At 60.3% G+C, this 16,375-nt stretch carries 10 protein-coding genes; 7 read left to right on the top strand and 3 right to left on the bottom strand.

Features of this window, described 5'->3' with window-relative positions; all coding sequences use genetic code 11:
* Window positions 1-17 precede the first annotated feature (17 nt).
* The 6 genes from OH720_RS18125 (at window position 18) to OH720_RS18155 (ending at window position 12,658) form a co-directional block, all read left to right on the top strand.
* Entirely contained in the window at window positions 18-1,553 is a 1,536-nt protein-coding gene (locus OH720_RS18125; RefSeq protein ID WP_272602299.1) for a TolC family protein, read from the top strand.
* A gap of 19 nt (window positions 1,554-1,572) precedes the next feature.
* Complete coding sequence (locus tag OH720_RS18130) at window positions 1,573-2,298, top strand: efflux RND transporter periplasmic adaptor subunit (protein WP_272602300.1); 726 nt, start codon at window positions 1,573-1,575, stop codon at window positions 2,296-2,298.
* A 13-nt stretch (window positions 2,299-2,311) separates the two neighbouring features.
* A complete protein-coding gene (locus OH720_RS18135; RefSeq protein ID WP_272602301.1) occupies window positions 2,312-3,658 on the top strand; it encodes an efflux RND transporter periplasmic adaptor subunit in 1,347 nt (448 codons plus the stop codon).
* Window positions 3,658-5,754, top strand: a complete 2,097-nt coding sequence (locus OH720_RS18140) for an HlyD family efflux transporter periplasmic adaptor subunit (protein WP_272606478.1) — start codon at window positions 3,658-3,660, stop codon at window positions 5,752-5,754. The genes OH720_RS18135 and OH720_RS18140 overlap by 1 nt, the downstream gene beginning before the upstream one ends.
* 282 nt (window positions 5,755-6,036) lie before the next feature.
* Window positions 6,037-7,686 (top strand): arylsulfatase, encoded by a 1,650-nt coding sequence (locus OH720_RS18145; protein ID WP_272602302.1) that lies wholly within the window; start codon window positions 6,037-6,039, stop codon window positions 7,684-7,686.
* 829 nt (window positions 7,687-8,515) lie between these two features.
* Window positions 8,516-12,658, top strand: a complete 4,143-nt coding sequence (locus OH720_RS18155; RefSeq protein ID WP_272602304.1) for a CheR family methyltransferase — start codon at window positions 8,516-8,518, stop codon at window positions 12,656-12,658.
* 15 nt (window positions 12,659-12,673) lie between these two features.
* Here OH720_RS18155 and OH720_RS18160 read toward each other — a convergent pair whose 3' ends face one another.
* Window positions 12,674-13,186: a DUF3016 domain-containing protein gene (locus tag OH720_RS18160; protein WP_272602305.1), complete on the bottom strand. Its 513-nt coding sequence runs from the start codon at window positions 13,184-13,186 to the stop codon at window positions 12,674-12,676.
* 200 nt (window positions 13,187-13,386) lie between these two features.
* Here OH720_RS18160 and OH720_RS18165 point away from each other — a divergent pair, with 200 nt between their 5' ends.
* Complete coding sequence (locus tag OH720_RS18165; protein ID WP_272602306.1) at window positions 13,387-13,767, top strand: hypothetical protein; 381 nt, start codon at window positions 13,387-13,389, stop codon at window positions 13,765-13,767.
* A 135-nt stretch (window positions 13,768-13,902) separates the two neighbouring features.
* Here the strand turns inward: OH720_RS18165 and OH720_RS18170 are convergent, their stop codons facing one another.
* Together OH720_RS18170 and OH720_RS18175 are read right to left on the bottom strand one after the other, a co-directional pair.
* The gene (locus OH720_RS18170) at window positions 13,903-15,261 is read right to left on the bottom strand and encodes a DUF1329 domain-containing protein (protein WP_272602307.1); all 1,359 of its coding nucleotides are present in this window, start codon (window positions 15,259-15,261) and stop codon (window positions 13,903-13,905) included.
* Between the two features lie 212 nt (window positions 15,262-15,473).
* A complete protein-coding gene (locus tag OH720_RS18175; protein ID WP_272602308.1) occupies window positions 15,474-16,325 on the bottom strand; it encodes a fumarylacetoacetate hydrolase family protein in 852 nt (283 codons plus the stop codon).
* Window positions 16,326-16,375 lie beyond the last annotated feature (50 nt).

The following is a 16,375-nucleotide window of genomic DNA, read 5'->3' on the forward strand; positions in this document are numbered from 1 at the left end:
AACGCAAAGGATTGAATATGCAAAGAACCGCGACCAGGCTATTGAGTTCCGCACTCGTTTCGACGCTGCTGCTCAGCGCATGCTCTTCGCTGGAGCCAAAACCCGCCACCGATGAGGAAAACCGCCAGCGCATCCTCGCCGATCAATCGCGCATGTATTCCGGCCAGGAAGCCGTCACTGCGCCCATCACCTTTTACGAGGCGGCCGCGCGAGCACTCAAGTACAACCTCGACTATCGCCTCAAGCTGATGGAAAGCGCCCTGGCCTCGGACCTGCGCGACGTGTCGAGCCATGAGATGCTGCCACGCCTGGTGGCGTCGGCCGGGTATGCCGGACGCAACAACGACTCCGGCGGCACCTCCATCGGCATCGAGGACCGGCAAGTCAGCTTGCGCGCATCGACCTCCGAAGAACGCTATCGCGAACTCTACGGCCTGGGGCTGAGCTGGAGCCTGCTGGATTTCGGCGTGGCCTATTACCGCACCCAGCAGAAATCCGATCAGATCCTGATGGCCGAGGAGCGCCGGCGCAAAGTCGCACAGAACGTCCTGCAGGATGTGCGCAACGCCTACTGGCGCGCGCTCGGTGCTCAACGCCTGATGCCGGAAGTCGACAAACTGCTGATGCGCACCCACACCGCCCTGACCTCGGCCCGTGACGCGGAAAACCGGGGCCTGTTGCCGCGCCAGGAAATCCTCGCCTACCAACGCGCCCTGCTCGACTCGATCTACCTGCTGACCGTGCGCCGCCAGGACCTGGAGTTCGCCCAGGCGGAACTGGCGGCGCTGATGTCGTTGCCACCGGGCTCGAAAATGGTCCTGGCCGACACCACCGAGCCGCCGTTGCCAGAGGTGCGCCAAAGCATGGCGCAACTCGAACAGCTGTCCATGGAAAACCGTCCGGAAATCATGGAAGAGTGGTATCGCAAACGTGTGAACCAGAAGGACCTGGACATCGCCAAGGCGCAGCTGTGGCCGAACGTCAGCGTCGACTACGGCTACCGGTACGACTCCAACAAGTTCCTCTACAACAGCGACTGGATGGGCACCGGCCTGCAGGTCTCGATGAACCTGCTGCGCCTGTTGCAACTGCCGGCGTTGAACGCCGCGGAGAAATCCCAGAACGAAACCGACGACACCCGGCGCGTGGCGCTGTCGATGGCTATCCTGACCCAGGTGCGGGTCGGCACCCTGCGCTACCAACTCGCGCGTCAAGAGGTAGAGTTCACCGACGAGAGCCTGCGCGTCGACCGCAGCCTGCTCGATTACGCCCAGGCCGCCAAGTCTGGCGCCCTGGGCTCGGAGCTTGAGGTGATCCGTGCCGAAGGTCGCTACCTGCTCTCGCGTTACCAGCGCGAAGCCGCCTTCTCCAGCGCCCAGGCGGCCTGGGGCCGGTTGTACAACTCGGTGGGGCTGGATGTGCTGCCCAACGAGATCGACAAACACGACATCAAGACCCTGGCCCGGGAAATCCAGAACACCTTGAACCAACAGGAGCAGCAACGACTGCTCGTCACCCAGCAAGGAATGCCGAATGTTCAGACCCGTCCGTAATTGGCGATGGATGTTGCTCATGTTGACCACTGCCACCTTTGGGGCTCAGGCCGAGGACCCGCCCCCGGACACTGCTTCGACCATCCGCGTACTGCTCGCCGCAGAGCTGGAGACCACCCTCTCCAGCCAGATGAACGGGACGCTCGGTGAATTGAAAGCCACCTTCGGCGAACACGTGGCCAAGTCCGCGGTGCTGGCGCGCTTCAACTGCAACGAGGCCGAGGCGCGCAGCAAAGTCGCGGTGGCGGAACTGGCGATGGCCAAGCAGAACCTGGAAGCGAAAAAGCAATTGCGCCAGCTCAATGCCGTTGGCGACATCGAAGTCTCGATGGCCAACACCGAAGTGCAAAAAGCCGAGGGCGCCCGCGCCATGGGCGTGGCCCAGAGTGGTTATTGCCAGGTGTTGGCACCGTTCTCCGGGACGGTGGCAAAGGTCTACGTCAAGCCGTACCAGACCGTCAGCGCCGGTACGCCGCTGTTCGATCTGGTCAGCGACGGTGCGTTGAAGGTGCGCCTGAACGTGCCCTCGAACCTGCTAAAAACCCTGAAGAAGGGCATGCCGCTGCAAGTGAGCATCCATGAAACCGCGAAGACCTACCCGGCCCATGTCACGGTGATCAATTCGCGGGTCGATGCGGTGGCGCAGACCGTCGAACTGGAGGCGCGGCTCGACGAGAAATTCCCTGACCTGATGGCCGGCATGAGCGGCACGGCGCGATTCAATCAGGACACTGCTCAGCCATGACAAGTATTCAGCCATGACCATGAATGAGCCCCTGCCCCACCCCCAACTGCTGCTGGAGTTGGACGCCCTGCGTGACAAGGCGATTGCCGCCGACACGCTGAACGCCCTGGCCTTCAGCATGGCCAACGACCTGTATCCGCTGCTGCCGTTTCACCAGGCACTGGTGTTTGCCCAGCGTGAATCGTCGCTGGAACTGCTGTGCGTCTCGGGCCTGTCGCGTCCCAGCGAAGACTCGCCCTATTTGGTGTGGTTAGGTCGTGCCAGCCGCTGGATCGCCACCCAGGTGCCGGGCGGCGAGCCGGTCTGGCTGACCCAGGACACCACCACAGCGCCCGCGGACATTGCCGAAGGCTGGAACGAATGGTGGCCGGCGGGCCTGTGGTGCGTGCCAATACAGGACCGCGAGCAACAGCGCCTGGGCCTGCTCTTGTTGTTACTCGAACAGGAGCCGCCCGCGCGGCTGCGCCAGGTGCTGACCGGCCCGATACAGACCTGGGCCTATTGCTGGGCCGCGCTGAGCCGACGGCGTCGCCTGGGCCGCTGGTGGCCCAATCGCAAACAAACACTGCTGGGCCTGCTCGTACTCGGCGCCCTGTTGTTGCTGCCGGTGCGGCAAACGGCCCTGGCGCCGACGGAGATCGTGTCGCGCCAGGCGCAGATCATCAGCTCGCCCATCGATGGCGTGATCGAGCACATTCAGGTGCGCCCCAATCAATCGGTCGACGCCGGCACACCGCTGTTTTCCCTGGACGAAACCACCCTGCGCAGCCGCGCCGAAGTGCTCGGCAAGGAGGTGGCAGTGGCCGATGCCGAACTGCAGGCGGCTAGCCAGCGGGCCTTCGACAACCCACAGAGCAAAAGCGAGCTGACCTTGCTCGAAGGTCGCGCGCAGCAGCGTCGCGCCGAATTGGCAGCGGTGCAGGCGCAACTCAAGCGCACCCGGGTACTCTCGCCGCGCGCCGGTGTCGCGGTATTCAGCGACCCCAACGACTGGCTGGGCAAACCGGTGGTGACGGGTGAACGGATCATGCAGGTGGCCGACCCGAGCCAGCCGGCCATGTTGATCCAGCTGGCCGTGGCCGACGCCATCGCATTGGAGCCCGGCGCCGAGGTCACGCTGTTCCTCACCGCGTACCCGCTGACCCCGCTCAAGGGCCAGATCCTCGAAACCAGTTACCAGGCGCGGCCCAGCGATGAAGGCGTGGTCGCCTATCGACTGCTGGCGAGCATCGACGGCGCGCCGGAACACGCGCGCCTGGGCCTGCACGGCACCGCCAAACTGTATGGCGGCCGGGTGATGCTTGGGTACTACCTGCTGCGTCGTCCGCTGGCAACGTTGCGCGCCTGGAGTGGCTGGTGATGCTCGACCCGGCCGACATTCCCCTGCCCCCTTTGCGCGAGGACCTGCGCCTGAGCGAAGCCGCCCACGGCAGCAGCGGCGAACCGGCGTGGGTGATCCAGGACACGGTGATCAACCGCTTCTACCGCATCGGCTGGCTGGAGTTCGAGTGCCTGCTGCGTTGGGGGCAGTCGCCAAGGCAGATCAGCCAGCAGATCGCCGAAGGCACTGCGCTCAAGCCGGATGTGGAGCAGATCCTCGACTTCCGCCAGTTCCTCGAACAACACCAGTTGCTGCGTGCCGGGCCCGCGGCGTTGGCGCGCCTGCAGGCCAAAAGCGAGGAAGGCAGCTGGTTGAGTTGGCGCTGGTGGCTGCACCACTACCTGTTTTTCCGCATTCCACTGCTGCGCCCCCAGCAACCGCTGCAACACCTGGCCCATGCCCTTCGCTGGCTGTTCCATCCGCTGACCGCCATGGTGGTGGTGAGCCTGAGCGTGCTGGGGGTGATCCTGGTCCTGCAGCAATGGGACAGCTTCACCAGTGCCGTGGTCGAGTCGTTCTCCACCGAAGGCCTGTTCAGTTTCGCCCTGGCACTGATCGTCGCCAAGACCCTGCATGAGCTGGGCCACGCGCTGGTGGCGACGCGCCTGGGGTTGCGGGTCGGGCACATGGGCATCGCCTTCGTGGTGCTGTGGCCGATGCTCTACACCGACACCGGCGAGAGCTGGAAACTCAGTCGTTCGCGCCAGCGGCTGGCCATCGCCTCGGCCGGGATCGTCACCGAGTTGTCCCTGGCCGGGCTCTCGACCCTGGGTTGGGCGCTGTGCGATCCGGGAGCGTTGCGCAATGCCCTGCTGTACCTGGCGACCACCAGCTGGCTGCTGTCCCTGGCCTTGAACGCCAGCCCGTTCATGCGCTTCGACGGTTACTTCATCCTGTCCGACCTGCTGGATTTTCCCAACCTGCACGAACGCGCCTCGGCGCTGGCCCGGGTCACCCTGCGGCGTAACCTGCTGGGTTTGCAGGAAGACTGGCCGGAGGTCTTCCCCACCGGTCAGCGACGGCTGTTGGTGACCTTCGCCATCGTCACTTGGCTGTATCGGCTGGTGCTGTTCCTGGGGATCGCCTTGGCGGTCTACCTGTTCTTCTTCAAGTTGCTGGGGATCATTCTGTTCATGGTTGAATTGTCCTGGTTCATCGCCATGCCGGTGGTGCGCGAACTGGGCCACTGGTGGGCCAGTCGCGCGAGTATTCCACGCCTGCGCAAAGTGCTGTTTTATTCAATCCTCGGCCTGATCCTGGTGGGCCTCGCATTGCCCTGGCGCACCCAGATCGACGCCGTGGGCGTGGCCCGCGCCGAACATCAGTTGCGGGTCTATGCGCCCTACCCGGCGCGCTTGCAGTCGATTCACGGCGAAGGCCCGGTCAAGGCCGGTGAGGTATTGGTGGTGCTCGACGAGCCGGACATCGCCTCGCGCCTGCACAGCAGCGAAGCCAATGCCCGCAGTTATCAGGCACGCCTGTCCGGGCTGCTGGCCGACCCCGGTGGCCTTGCCGAAGACGCGGTGACCCGCCAGCGCCTCAACGTGCAGTTCGAGGAAGCCCGCGCCGCCCGTTCGGAAATCGCCCGGCTCAACCTGCAAACCCCGTTCGCGGGCCTGTGGCTGGACGTCAATCCGGACTGGAAACCCGGCCAGTGGATCGGCCGCCAGGACGCCCTGGGCATCCTGATCGATCCCAGCAGCTGGCAAGTGGACGCCTACGTCGCCCAGGACCAGGTGCATCGCCTGGTCACCGGCGATCGCGTGCGCTTCTATCCCGACGGCCAGACCACGCCGCTCGCTGGCCGGGTGCTGGTGATCGGCAGCACCCGCGCCAGCCAGTTGTCCCACCGCATGCTGTCCTCGCGTTTTGGCGGCCCGGTGCCCACCACCGCGCAGGAACATGAACTGGTGCCGAGCGCCGCGCTGTTCCAGGTGTTGATCCAGCTCGACGCGCCCTTGCCGAGCCTGCGCGAAACCCGTGGCCACCTGAAAATCGAGGGTGAACGACGCAGCGTGCTGGGCGATGTCGCCACCCACTTGCTTGCCGTGCTGATGCGCGAAAGCGGATTTTGAAGCCGTCTGAAAGTGAGTTCAGCCGTGGATAGGGGGAAATCAGGTAATAAATCGACGAACGACGTCTAATCCGGGATCTGCAACCACACGGAGCGAGCGTTATGGAACTAACCTTTCACGGCTGCCTTGCGTAGTGAAAGGAATGCCATTGTGTCGTTGGAAAGTTTCCTTGAACTGTCCTGGCTGAACGTTGGGGGGGTTACTCACAAAGATGCTTGTTGATTTGCCCTCGATACATGAGCGGCCCACAACAAGGATCGGAACTTGAGAAAGGAAACCCTTATGAACAAGTTTGCGCATCACCCCAGGCTTTACCTTGCCTGTACATTGTTGATGGCAATCAACGTTGCCCACGCCGCACAGACCGAAAAAACCAACATCCTGTTCATCGTCTCCGACGACACCGGCTACGGTGACCTGGGGCCTTATGGCGGTGGTGTCGGCCGCGGCATGCCGACCCCCAGCATCGACCAACTGGCGGCCGAAGGCACCACCTTCTACTCCTTCTACGCCCAACCCAGTTGCACACCGGGCCGGGCTGCGATGCAGACCGGGCGCATCCCCAACCGCAGCGGCATGACCACGGTGGCGTTCCAGGGCCAGGGTGGCGGTTTGCCGGCGGCTGAGTGGACACTGGCCTCCGTGCTCAAGACCGGTGGTTACGAAACCTATTTCACCGGCAAATGGCACTTGGGCGAGGCCGACTACGCACTGCCCAATGCCCAAGGCTACGACGTCATGAAATACGCCGGCCTGTATCACCTCAATGCCTACACCTACGCCGACCCCACCTGGTTCCCGGACATGGACCCGGAAACCCGTGCCATGTTCACCCAAGTCACCAAAGGTGCGTTGTCCGGCAAGGCGGGGGAAAAAGCGGTCGAGGAATTCAAGATCAATGGGCAATACGTGGATACGCCGGTGGTGGATGGCAAGCCCGGTGTGGTCGGGATTCCGTTCTTCGACAGCTACGTCGAGAAAGCGGCACTGGAGTTCCTCGACACGGCGGCCAAATCCGACAAGCCATTCTTTATCAACGTCAATTTCATGAAAGTGCATCAACCCAACCTGCCCGCTCCGGAGTTCGTCCACAAGTCGATCTCCAAGAGCAAATACGCCGACTCGATCGTCGAGCTCGACACCCGTATCGGGCACATCATGGACAAGTTGAAAGCGCTGGGGCTGGATAAGAACACCCTGGTGGTCTACACCACCGATAACGGCGCCTGGCAGGACGTTTACCCGGATGCCGGCTACACGCCATTCCGGGGCACCAAGGGCACGGTGCGCGAAGGGGGCAACCGGGTGCCGGCGATCATGGTCTGGCCCGGTCAAATCAAGGCAAACGCCAAAAACCACGACATCATCGGTGGCCTGGACCTGATGGCGACGTTCGCCTCGGTCGCCGGGATCAAACTGCCGGAGAAAGATCGCGAAGGCCAGCCGATCATCTTCGACAGCTTTGACATGACCCCGGTGTTGAAGGGCACCGGTCCCGATCCACGCAAAGAGTGGTTCTACTTCACCGAAAACGAGCTGTCCCCGGGGGCTGCCCGAGTGGGCAACTACAAAGCCGTATTCAACCTGCGTGGCGACGATGGCGTATCGACCGGCGGACTGGCCGTGGACACCAACCTGGGCTGGAAAGGTGCCACCAAATACGTGGCGACGGTACCGCAGGTGTTCGACCTGTATCAGGACCCGCAGGAGCGCTATGACATTTTCATGAGCAACGTTACCGAGCGCACCTGGACCATGGTGCCGATCAGCCAGTCCATTGAGAAACTCATGAAGACCTACATCAAATACCCGCCTCGCAAGATGCAAAGCATGACCTACGACGGCCCGATCGAAATATCCAAGTACCAGAAATTCCAGTCGGTACGCGAAGATCTGCAGAAAGAAGGCATCACCATTCCAATACCCAACTAGCGGTGGCAAGCCAGCGCCTGCGCCTGATCGGCGCGGCGCTGGCTTTCGACTGCGGATTTCAACCTGCGGATGAATGCCGGGAATCGCTGGCCGCGCTGTGGCTCCTGCCAGTCCGGGCATTCATGACCAGGTTACCCGCGGCAATTTCCCGCGCACGACACACACCCCACGCCAGCGCCGTCGTCATCGTATCGTGGGGCAAGTAGTCGTGAGCCTCTTCAAACAGGTGCGATCCGTTTTTGTCGTAGACACCGATGAATAACTGCGTTCTGCCCTTTCTCGAAACTCTGGTTTGAACATCAATAAGAGTGCCGTCATCTTGCAATTCATCGTGGGATCGACAGTGCAACTCGCAGTCCGCCCAGAGCCAATACGTGGAACCTCTGCGCATCATCTTCGCGGCCTCCTCTTGTTTGAATATCAATGAAAACCAACGCAGTACGAAATATTTAGTACGACAAATCTACAGCGTCAACTTCCTGAACGCTGCCATTTGTCGGGTGATTTTTTGTAGGCAATTCAACCCTGAAATACATCTCCCGTATCAACGTCGCTGCCAACTTAATTTTTCTCTATAGATAAAACCGCTAGTTGCAACTAGTTCGAAGAGTTATGACGGCATGACGATTGGGAACATTCTGATTTTTCCTGTGAAAAGGTTGATACTCAATGGATATGGCGCGGTCATAACTTATGTGCAAACCGACGCCAGGTTACCGTTCAGCGCTACCTGGTCCTGTACTCCTTCTGCAGGGGAGCCGTTACCGGAATCGCGGTTTACGTTGGGCAGCTGGAGGCAGATCTTGCCCCGGCGATTAAGGTGAACCCTATGAAAACCACTGCGAAGCGCTCACCCAATGTTCCGCAACGAAAGGAACTGATCCCCAGCGACCTTGTATTCCCGGTGGTCGGGATTGGCGCTTCTGCCGGTGGCCTCAACGCGGTGAAATCGTTCTTCGAGCACATGCCCAATGACAATGGCATGGCCTTCGTGGTCATTCTCCATCTAGCCCCAGACCATGAAAGCATTGCCGACCGGATCATCCAGGACGTCACGCAAATGCCGGTGCGGCAGGTGACCGAGACGATTTCGATCGAGAAAAACTCCGTGTACGTCATCTCGCCGGCCCATGACCTGATCATGAATGACGGCTATCTGTCCGTCGCCCCTGCACAGCGGTCGGCGGGCAGCCACATTGCTATCGATCTGTTCTTCAGGGATTTGGCGGATGTGCACAAGGAGCGGGCTTTTTGCGTGGTGCTGTCCGGCGCCGGCTCCGATGGCGCGGTCGGCTTGTCGCGCATCAAGGAACAAGGGGGAGTCACCTTGGTCCAGACCCCCGAAGAGGCCGAGTTCGACAGCATGCCGCGCGCGGCCATCGACACGCAGATGGTCGACCTGGTGATGCCGGTGGCGGAAATGCCACAAAAACTGCTGGAGCTCTGGCACAACGCACAGACCATCACCCTCCCCGGTGCCAATGATCCTGGCCTCAAGACGCCCCTTCCGGCCGAACGGGATGCCGCGAAGACCGAGCGATTGCTGCAGGACATTCTGCTGCATTTGCGCACGCATACCGGCCACGATTTCAAGCACTACAAGCGCGCCACGGTGCTGCGCCGGATCGAGCGGCGCTTGCAGGTGACCGCCCATCCAGACCTGGCCGCCTACCATGACTACCTGCAAGCGCACCCGGAAGAAAACAACGCACTGCTGGGCGACATGTTGATCGGCGTGACCAACTTTTTCCGCGACCGCGAAGCCTTCGAAGCGCTGGAACGTGAAGTGGTGCCCAACCTGGTGAAATCGTTGCGCAACAGCCAGCCGCACCGTGAGGAAATCCGCGTCTGGTCAGCCGGCTGTTCGACCGGCGAAGAAGCCTACAGCGTGGCCATTCTGGTGAGTGAGCAGTTGGTACTCGACGCTGCAACGGCCAAAGTGCAAGTGTTTGCCACGGACATTGATGAGCGCGCCATTGCCTTTGGGCGCAAAGGTGTCTATCCCGGGGCGATCGTCACCGATGTCCCACCACAGCGCCTGCGTCAGCATTTCATCAAGGAGGGCCAGAACTTCAGGGTGCACAAGGACATCCGTGACAAGGTGCTGTTCGCCAGGCACAGCTTGTTGCTGGACCCACCGTTTTCGCAGATCGACCTGATCGTCTGCCGGAACCTGTTGATTTACCTGGACCGCGACGTACAACGCACCCTCTACGAGATGTTTCATTTTGCCTTGCGGCCAGGTGGCTACCTGTTCTTGGGGTCCTCGGAATTCGCCGACGGTTGTCCGGACCTGTTTACCCCGGTGGACAAGCGCAATCGTATTTTCCGCGCCAGGAGCGCTTCGACCACCACCCGGCGCGCTCCGGCGCTGTTTCGCGATGGCCATGCGCGAACCCCCACCACCGCCAGCCCCATCGAAACCAAAGCGAGCCGCAAGATTTCCTTCGCCGATATCCATCTGCGCGCGCTGGAAACGACCGCGCCACCGAGCATCGTTGTCGACGCCAACGGCAACATCTTGCACTTGAGTGAAGGGGCCGGGCGTTTCCTGCGGTACGTGGCGGGAGAACTAACCCGCAGCTTGCTGGCACTCGCGCTTCCGGAATTGCGCCTGGAGCTGCGCACGATGCTGTACCAGGTTCATCAAAAAGGCGCGACAGTCACCTCGAGCAAGGTGCGGATCGAACGAGAACAGCGGTATTACCAGGTGGACCTGACCGCGCACCCGTACAAGGATGAAGAAACCGACAGCGAGTACGTGCTGGTGATCTTCGAGGAACAGGAAATCATTGCGCAGCTACAGTTGGATGTCGCTTCGAACGAGAGCGACAACCAGCTGCTGGCCAGTCTCGAGCATGATCTGCAGCGCACCAAGGCGCACTTGCAGGAGACGATCGAAGAGTCGGAAGTCTCCAGTGAAGAACTCAAGGCGTCGAACGAAGAAATGCAGGCCATCAATGAAGAGCTGCGTTCGGCCTCCGAAGAGCTGGAAACCAGCAAGGAAGAACTGCAGTCGATCAACGAAGAGCTGCTGACGGTCAACTACGAGCTCAAGACCAAGGTCGAGGAAACCGACAAGATCAACGACTACCTTTCCAACCTGATCACCTCCACCGACATCGCCACGGTGTTCGTCGATCGCAACATGCGCATCCGTTGGTTCACCCCCCGGGCCACGGACATTTTCAGCATGCTGCCGGTCGATACCGGGCGCTCGTTGATGGACATCACCCACCGCCTCGATTATCCGGAAATGGTTGAGGATGCAGAGACGGTTTTTGGCTCGCTGAACATGATCGAGCGTGAGGTCAGCAGCATTGACCAGCGTTGGTACATTGCCCGATTGCTGCCCTACCGTTCCAGCGAGGACCATATCGACGGCACGGTGCTGACCTTTATCGACATCACCAAACGTCGCGCCGCCGAAGACGAACTGCGCCTGGGCGAGGAACGCATGCGCCTGGTTGCCGAAAGCACCCACGATTTTGCCATCATCATCCTCGACGAGAATGGCGTGATTGCCGACTGGAACACCGGCGCCGAGCTGATTTTCGGCTATACCAAAGCGCAAGTGCTCGGCGCCTATTACGACCTGATTTTCGTGCCCGAAGACCGTGCGACGGGCGTGCCGGAAACCGAGCTGCGCCAGGCTCGCGAGCAAGGTCGCGGCGAAGACGAGCGCTGGCACCTGCGCAAGGACGGCAGCCGTTTTTATTGCAGCGGCGAAGTCACGTTGCTCAAGGGCGAGAACCTGCAGGGCTATGTGAAGATTGCCCGCGACCTGACCGGTCACAAGCGCATGCATGACGAACAAAGCCAGCAACTGGCCGAAACCCAGACCAGCAGCCACCTCAAGGACGAGTTCTTTGCGGTGATGTCCCACGAACTCAAGCACCCGCTAAATCTCATCCAGCTCAATGCCGAACTGCTGCGGCGCCTGCCGATGACCAAAAGCGCCGGGACAGCCATGAAGGCCGTGAACACCATTTGCGATGCCGTCGCCAGCCAGGCGCGGATCATCGACGACCTGCTGGACGTCGCCCGGGTGCGCACCGGCAAACTCAAGCTGAAAAAACAGGCGGTAGACCTGGGACGGATTCTCCAGGATATCTACACCGTGGTGATCAATGACCAGCATCCGTGCGAAGTCGTGCTGCAGGTGCCACAGCCCCCCGAGCCACCTCTGGTGGTGGATGCCGACAGCACGCGCCTGGAACAGATCATCTGGAACCTGCTCAACAACGCGCTGAAATTCACGCCCAAGGATGGCCGCATCGAACTGATCGCCCATCGCGTCGAGAACATGGCCCAGTTGGACGTCATCGACAGCGGCGTGGGGCTTGAGCAGGACAATCTGCACAAGGTATTTGACCTCTTCAGCCAGGCGGACAACCAGCACACCCCGCAACAGCGCGAAGGCCTGGGCATCGGCCTGTCGTTGGTGCGCCAACTGGTGGAAGCCCACGGCGGTTCGGTGGATGTGCAGTCCGAAGGCATCGGTCGTGGTTGTACCTTCACCATCCGTTTGCCGCTCTCCCGGCCCTCACAGCAGCCGAGTGAGCAACCGGCCGTCGCCGAACAGGGGCGTTTAGTCGGGCAGAAAGTGCTGCTGGTGGATGACTCCCGAGACGTCATGGAAGTCCTGCAGATGCTGCTGGAAATGGAAGACGCCCATGTCGAAGCGTTCAGCGACCCACTGCAAGCCCTTAAGGCGGCCAAAGACAGCAACTACGACGTGATCATTTCGGACATCGGCATGCCGGTCATGGACGGCCATCAGTTCATCCGCGCCATCCGCCAGATTTCCCAACTCAAACACACGCCCGCCATTGCCCTGACGGGTTATGCCACCAGCGACGACGAGAAAAAGGCCAGGCAATCGGGCTTTGATTACCACGTGAGCAAGCCGGTTTCCCATGACGACTTCATCGACCTCATCGACGAGGCTTGCAGTACGCGGCCTTACTGAACGGCCGCGTACCGTTCAATTCGTCCCTACCTGATGTTTCCCCGCGAATTGCCTGCGGAACCAGTCCGAGAGCATCGCCTTCTCGGAATAGAGCCTGTCACTTCGGCTGAGGCGCCCCGGGCGCTGGAGGTACATCTGGTCCATGACCCTGGCGTCGGCTTGACTGACCACCTCACCGTTTTGCTTGAGCACGTAATGCAGATCGATGCTCGGCCAGGTGATATCGCGCATGAAGCGCACGTCATAGGCATTCGGCCGCCAGGGTTCATAGCGGCCGGCCAGGTCGATGTTGCGTATTTCGATTTGCAGCGCCTGATTAGGTGGCAGGTAGCGCTCGCCCAGTTTCTGGATATGGCTGCGCAACGCGTTCATGACGTAAGGATCGGCACCCCGTTCATAGCCCGGACTATCCAGGCTGGCATCGTTGAAACTCTCGGGGTTCTTGAAGACGACTTCGACCGAAGACGCTGCGTTGGCGAGTGGCACCGCCAACAGGGCGATCGAGATGCAAGCGGTTATCAAGCGCATGGCCTCACCTCCAGGCGCAGCGCGATTCGATGCAGGCTGCACCCTATTCAGTTTACGCCCAGGTGCATATGTGGGGTACTGGATGATCCATGGCCCCCTGATCCACTAGTCGGCCAAAAGGTACCCTCGTCCAGAGAGCGTTGACGCACCCACCCCGCAAGCGTTGAATTTTCCTGTAGCTCATACAGGGAGGACACCACATGGCAAAAATAAAAATCCTGGCCGGGGATTTCCTTGAGGGGAGTGCAGTGCTGGAACCTGGCTTTATCACGATAGAAACGGCTGTCTACCCATGGCCTGGCCTCAAGATTGCGACATCCGAAATACTCGACGCCACAGTCGTCAGTGAAACGTCCTATCGGGACGTATCGAGCACTGTCGGCCTGGGATTGGCGGGCGCATTGGCCCTCGGTCCGATCGGCGCTGTCGCCGGGGTGATACTGGCGGACGATGAGATCGAACTGACCTTTTCGATGCAGCTCAGGGATGGCAGGTCGCTGCTGTGCGCGACCGAGAAGCGCACCTACCGGGACATTGAGGCGGCAATAGGCAAGCAGGCGATTGCGAAGTACTTCACATAGCGTTGAATGTGCAGACCGCAGCATTCCTGAGCCCGGCCAGGTGCCGGGCTTTTTCATGGCTTTCAAATAAGCTTCACGGCGCCTGTCATACACTCGGCCACACTGGCGATGGCTCGCCAGCGCAGCACATGGATGCTAGCGAATACCCGCCCCTGCCAGGGACTCGGGCGACCACTGTGCCTTGGACAGCGCACTGATGTAGTGGATGCCGCCGTACGGGCCAACCACGCCGTTGATGTTGTAGGAACCGCCAACCAGGTCATAGATCATGTACGGCGTGGCGTCCGGCACCTGCTTGTCATAGCTCTGGCTCAGGAAGGCGAAGGAACCACGGTAGAGCTGGCCACGGGAATCGTACTGGTCAGAGGCCAGGGCCACCCAGCTGTCTTCATCCAGGTAGAAGCGGCGCTTCTGGTAAACGTGACGTGCGCCGGACTTCAGGTTGCCTTCCACCACCCAGACGCGGTGCTTCTCCCAGCGCACCATATCCGGCGCCAGATGGTTGGAGGTGGTCAGCGATTTCGGATCCTGGGCGTAGGTCAGCTTGTAGGTGTTGTAGGGCATGATCATTTCCTCCTTGCCCACCAACTTCCAGTCATAGCGATCCAGCGCGCCGTTGAACACGAACACGTCGTCGTAGGTGCCGGTGCCGGCCGTGCCCGGGTTAGGCGTGTCGTAGGCCAGGCTCGGGGCCAGCTTCACTCGGCGTTGGCCAGGCAGATACTGCCAGGCGCGGCGCGGCATTTGGATGGCGTTGGTGGCGTCCTTGAGCATGATGGCTTCACCGGCGCGCCGCGCCGGGCCGGTGTAATACAGTTTCATCTGGTAGTACACGTCGGAGCTGGTGATCGGCTGCGACATGTTCTCGTAGATCGGGTAGTTGATGAATGCTTGAGCGGTGGTCGCCAGGCTGGCCACACCGGCCGAGTCGACGTTCCAGGAATCGTACTTGGCATTGATATTGACGCCCTGGTAACGCAGCAGGAAGTTCCACATTGCCTCGGCGCCCGATTGCGGAATCGGGAATGGCACGCCCGGCAAGACGTTGTCGATGGCCAACCCGCCTTCGAGGGACTTGGCCCCGGTGGCATTCTTCACGCTGTTATCCAGTACCGCCTGCGGTAGTACTACAGTGCGGTGGGTCGGATAAACATCGACACGGTAGCTGGGAAATCTCTCGATCAGCTTCACCGTGGTGGCCGTGAGCATGCCCTGGTATTGGCGGATGTTCTTGCCGTCGATCACCAGCACCGGTTTTTCACTGGCAAAGGGGTCCGGACGAAAAGTGTCGCCCGCCTTGAAGCTGGCCGGAGCGGTGGTCAGGCCGCCGTTGTAGGCCGGAATGGAGCCATCGGCATTACCGGCCTTCTCCGCGCCCACCAGGGTCAGGCTGGTGCCCAGCCTGGCCACTTGTTCAGGGGAAACTGCGGCGTGTACCGCCGTTGTGAAAACCACTGCAAGGGAAGTCGCCATCAAACTGTTCACGAACATCATTCTGTAGATCTCCTGCCCGGAACCCGGGCAATGCGAATGTTTAGAAAGTTTTTTCATGGTCGGGCCACGGCCAACTGACTTCGCCTCGAACGCGTACTACAAACGCTATGTTCATGCATTGACTTGTCTCCGTTTGTTTTTTTTATCTAAACAACATCAAGTATTTCGATGACGGGGTTGCACTTTCCTGCCGAGATCATTGTTTGTTGAAATCAACCTTTATAGCGAACACACGCCTGGCGTTGCTGGCCGAGTTTTTCAATACCCAAAGTGACAATGTCGTTTTCTTCAAGGAAAACCGGTGTGGGCTTGATACCCATCCCAACGCCTGGAGGCGTACCCGTGGTAATAATGTCGCCAGGGTAAAGTCGCATGAACTGGCTGATATACGCCACGAGGGTGGGCACATCAAAAATCATCGTCGCCGTGTTCCCTGTTTGCCGGCGAACGCCATTCACATCCAGCCACATGGATAAGTTCTGTACGTCGCCTATCTCATCCTTGGTGATGAACCATGGGCCGATCGGGCCAAAACTATCGCAACTCTTTCCTTTATCCCAGGTCCCCCCACGCTCCAATTGATAGGCTCTTTCGGAAACATCATTAACCAGGACATAACCCGCTACATGCAAGAGTGCATCTTTTTTATCGAGGTAGGCGCCTTCACTGCCAATAACAATTCCAAGTTCAACCTCCCAATCGGTTTTTTGGCTATCGGGTGGAAGGATGATTTCATCATGGGGGCCCGTGATACAGGAGTTGGCCTTCATGAACACGATAGGTTCCGAGGGAATCGGCAGATTGGCCTCCTGCGCATGATCCCGGTAATTCAACCCGATCGCGAGGAACTTGCCGGTTACCCGCAGTGGTGCCCCCAACCTGGGACTTCCCTCCACGGCTGGGAGAGTTGAAGGATCGATATCTTGTAGATGCGCCAGAGATGATGGCGTGAATGTACTTGCGTCGATGTCGCTGAGAATACCGCTCAGGTCTCTGATGATGTCCTGGCTATCGAGCAGGCCAGGCTTCTCCCTGCCCTTTTCTCCAAATCTTACCAATCGCATAGTTTCGTCCAGATGTTGAAGTGGGTGTTGTACTCGACAGCCAGTTCGCG

Source organism: Pseudomonas sp. WJP1 (assembly GCF_028471945.1).
Taxonomy (GTDB): Bacteria; Pseudomonadota; Gammaproteobacteria; order Pseudomonadales; family Pseudomonadaceae; genus Aquipseudomonas.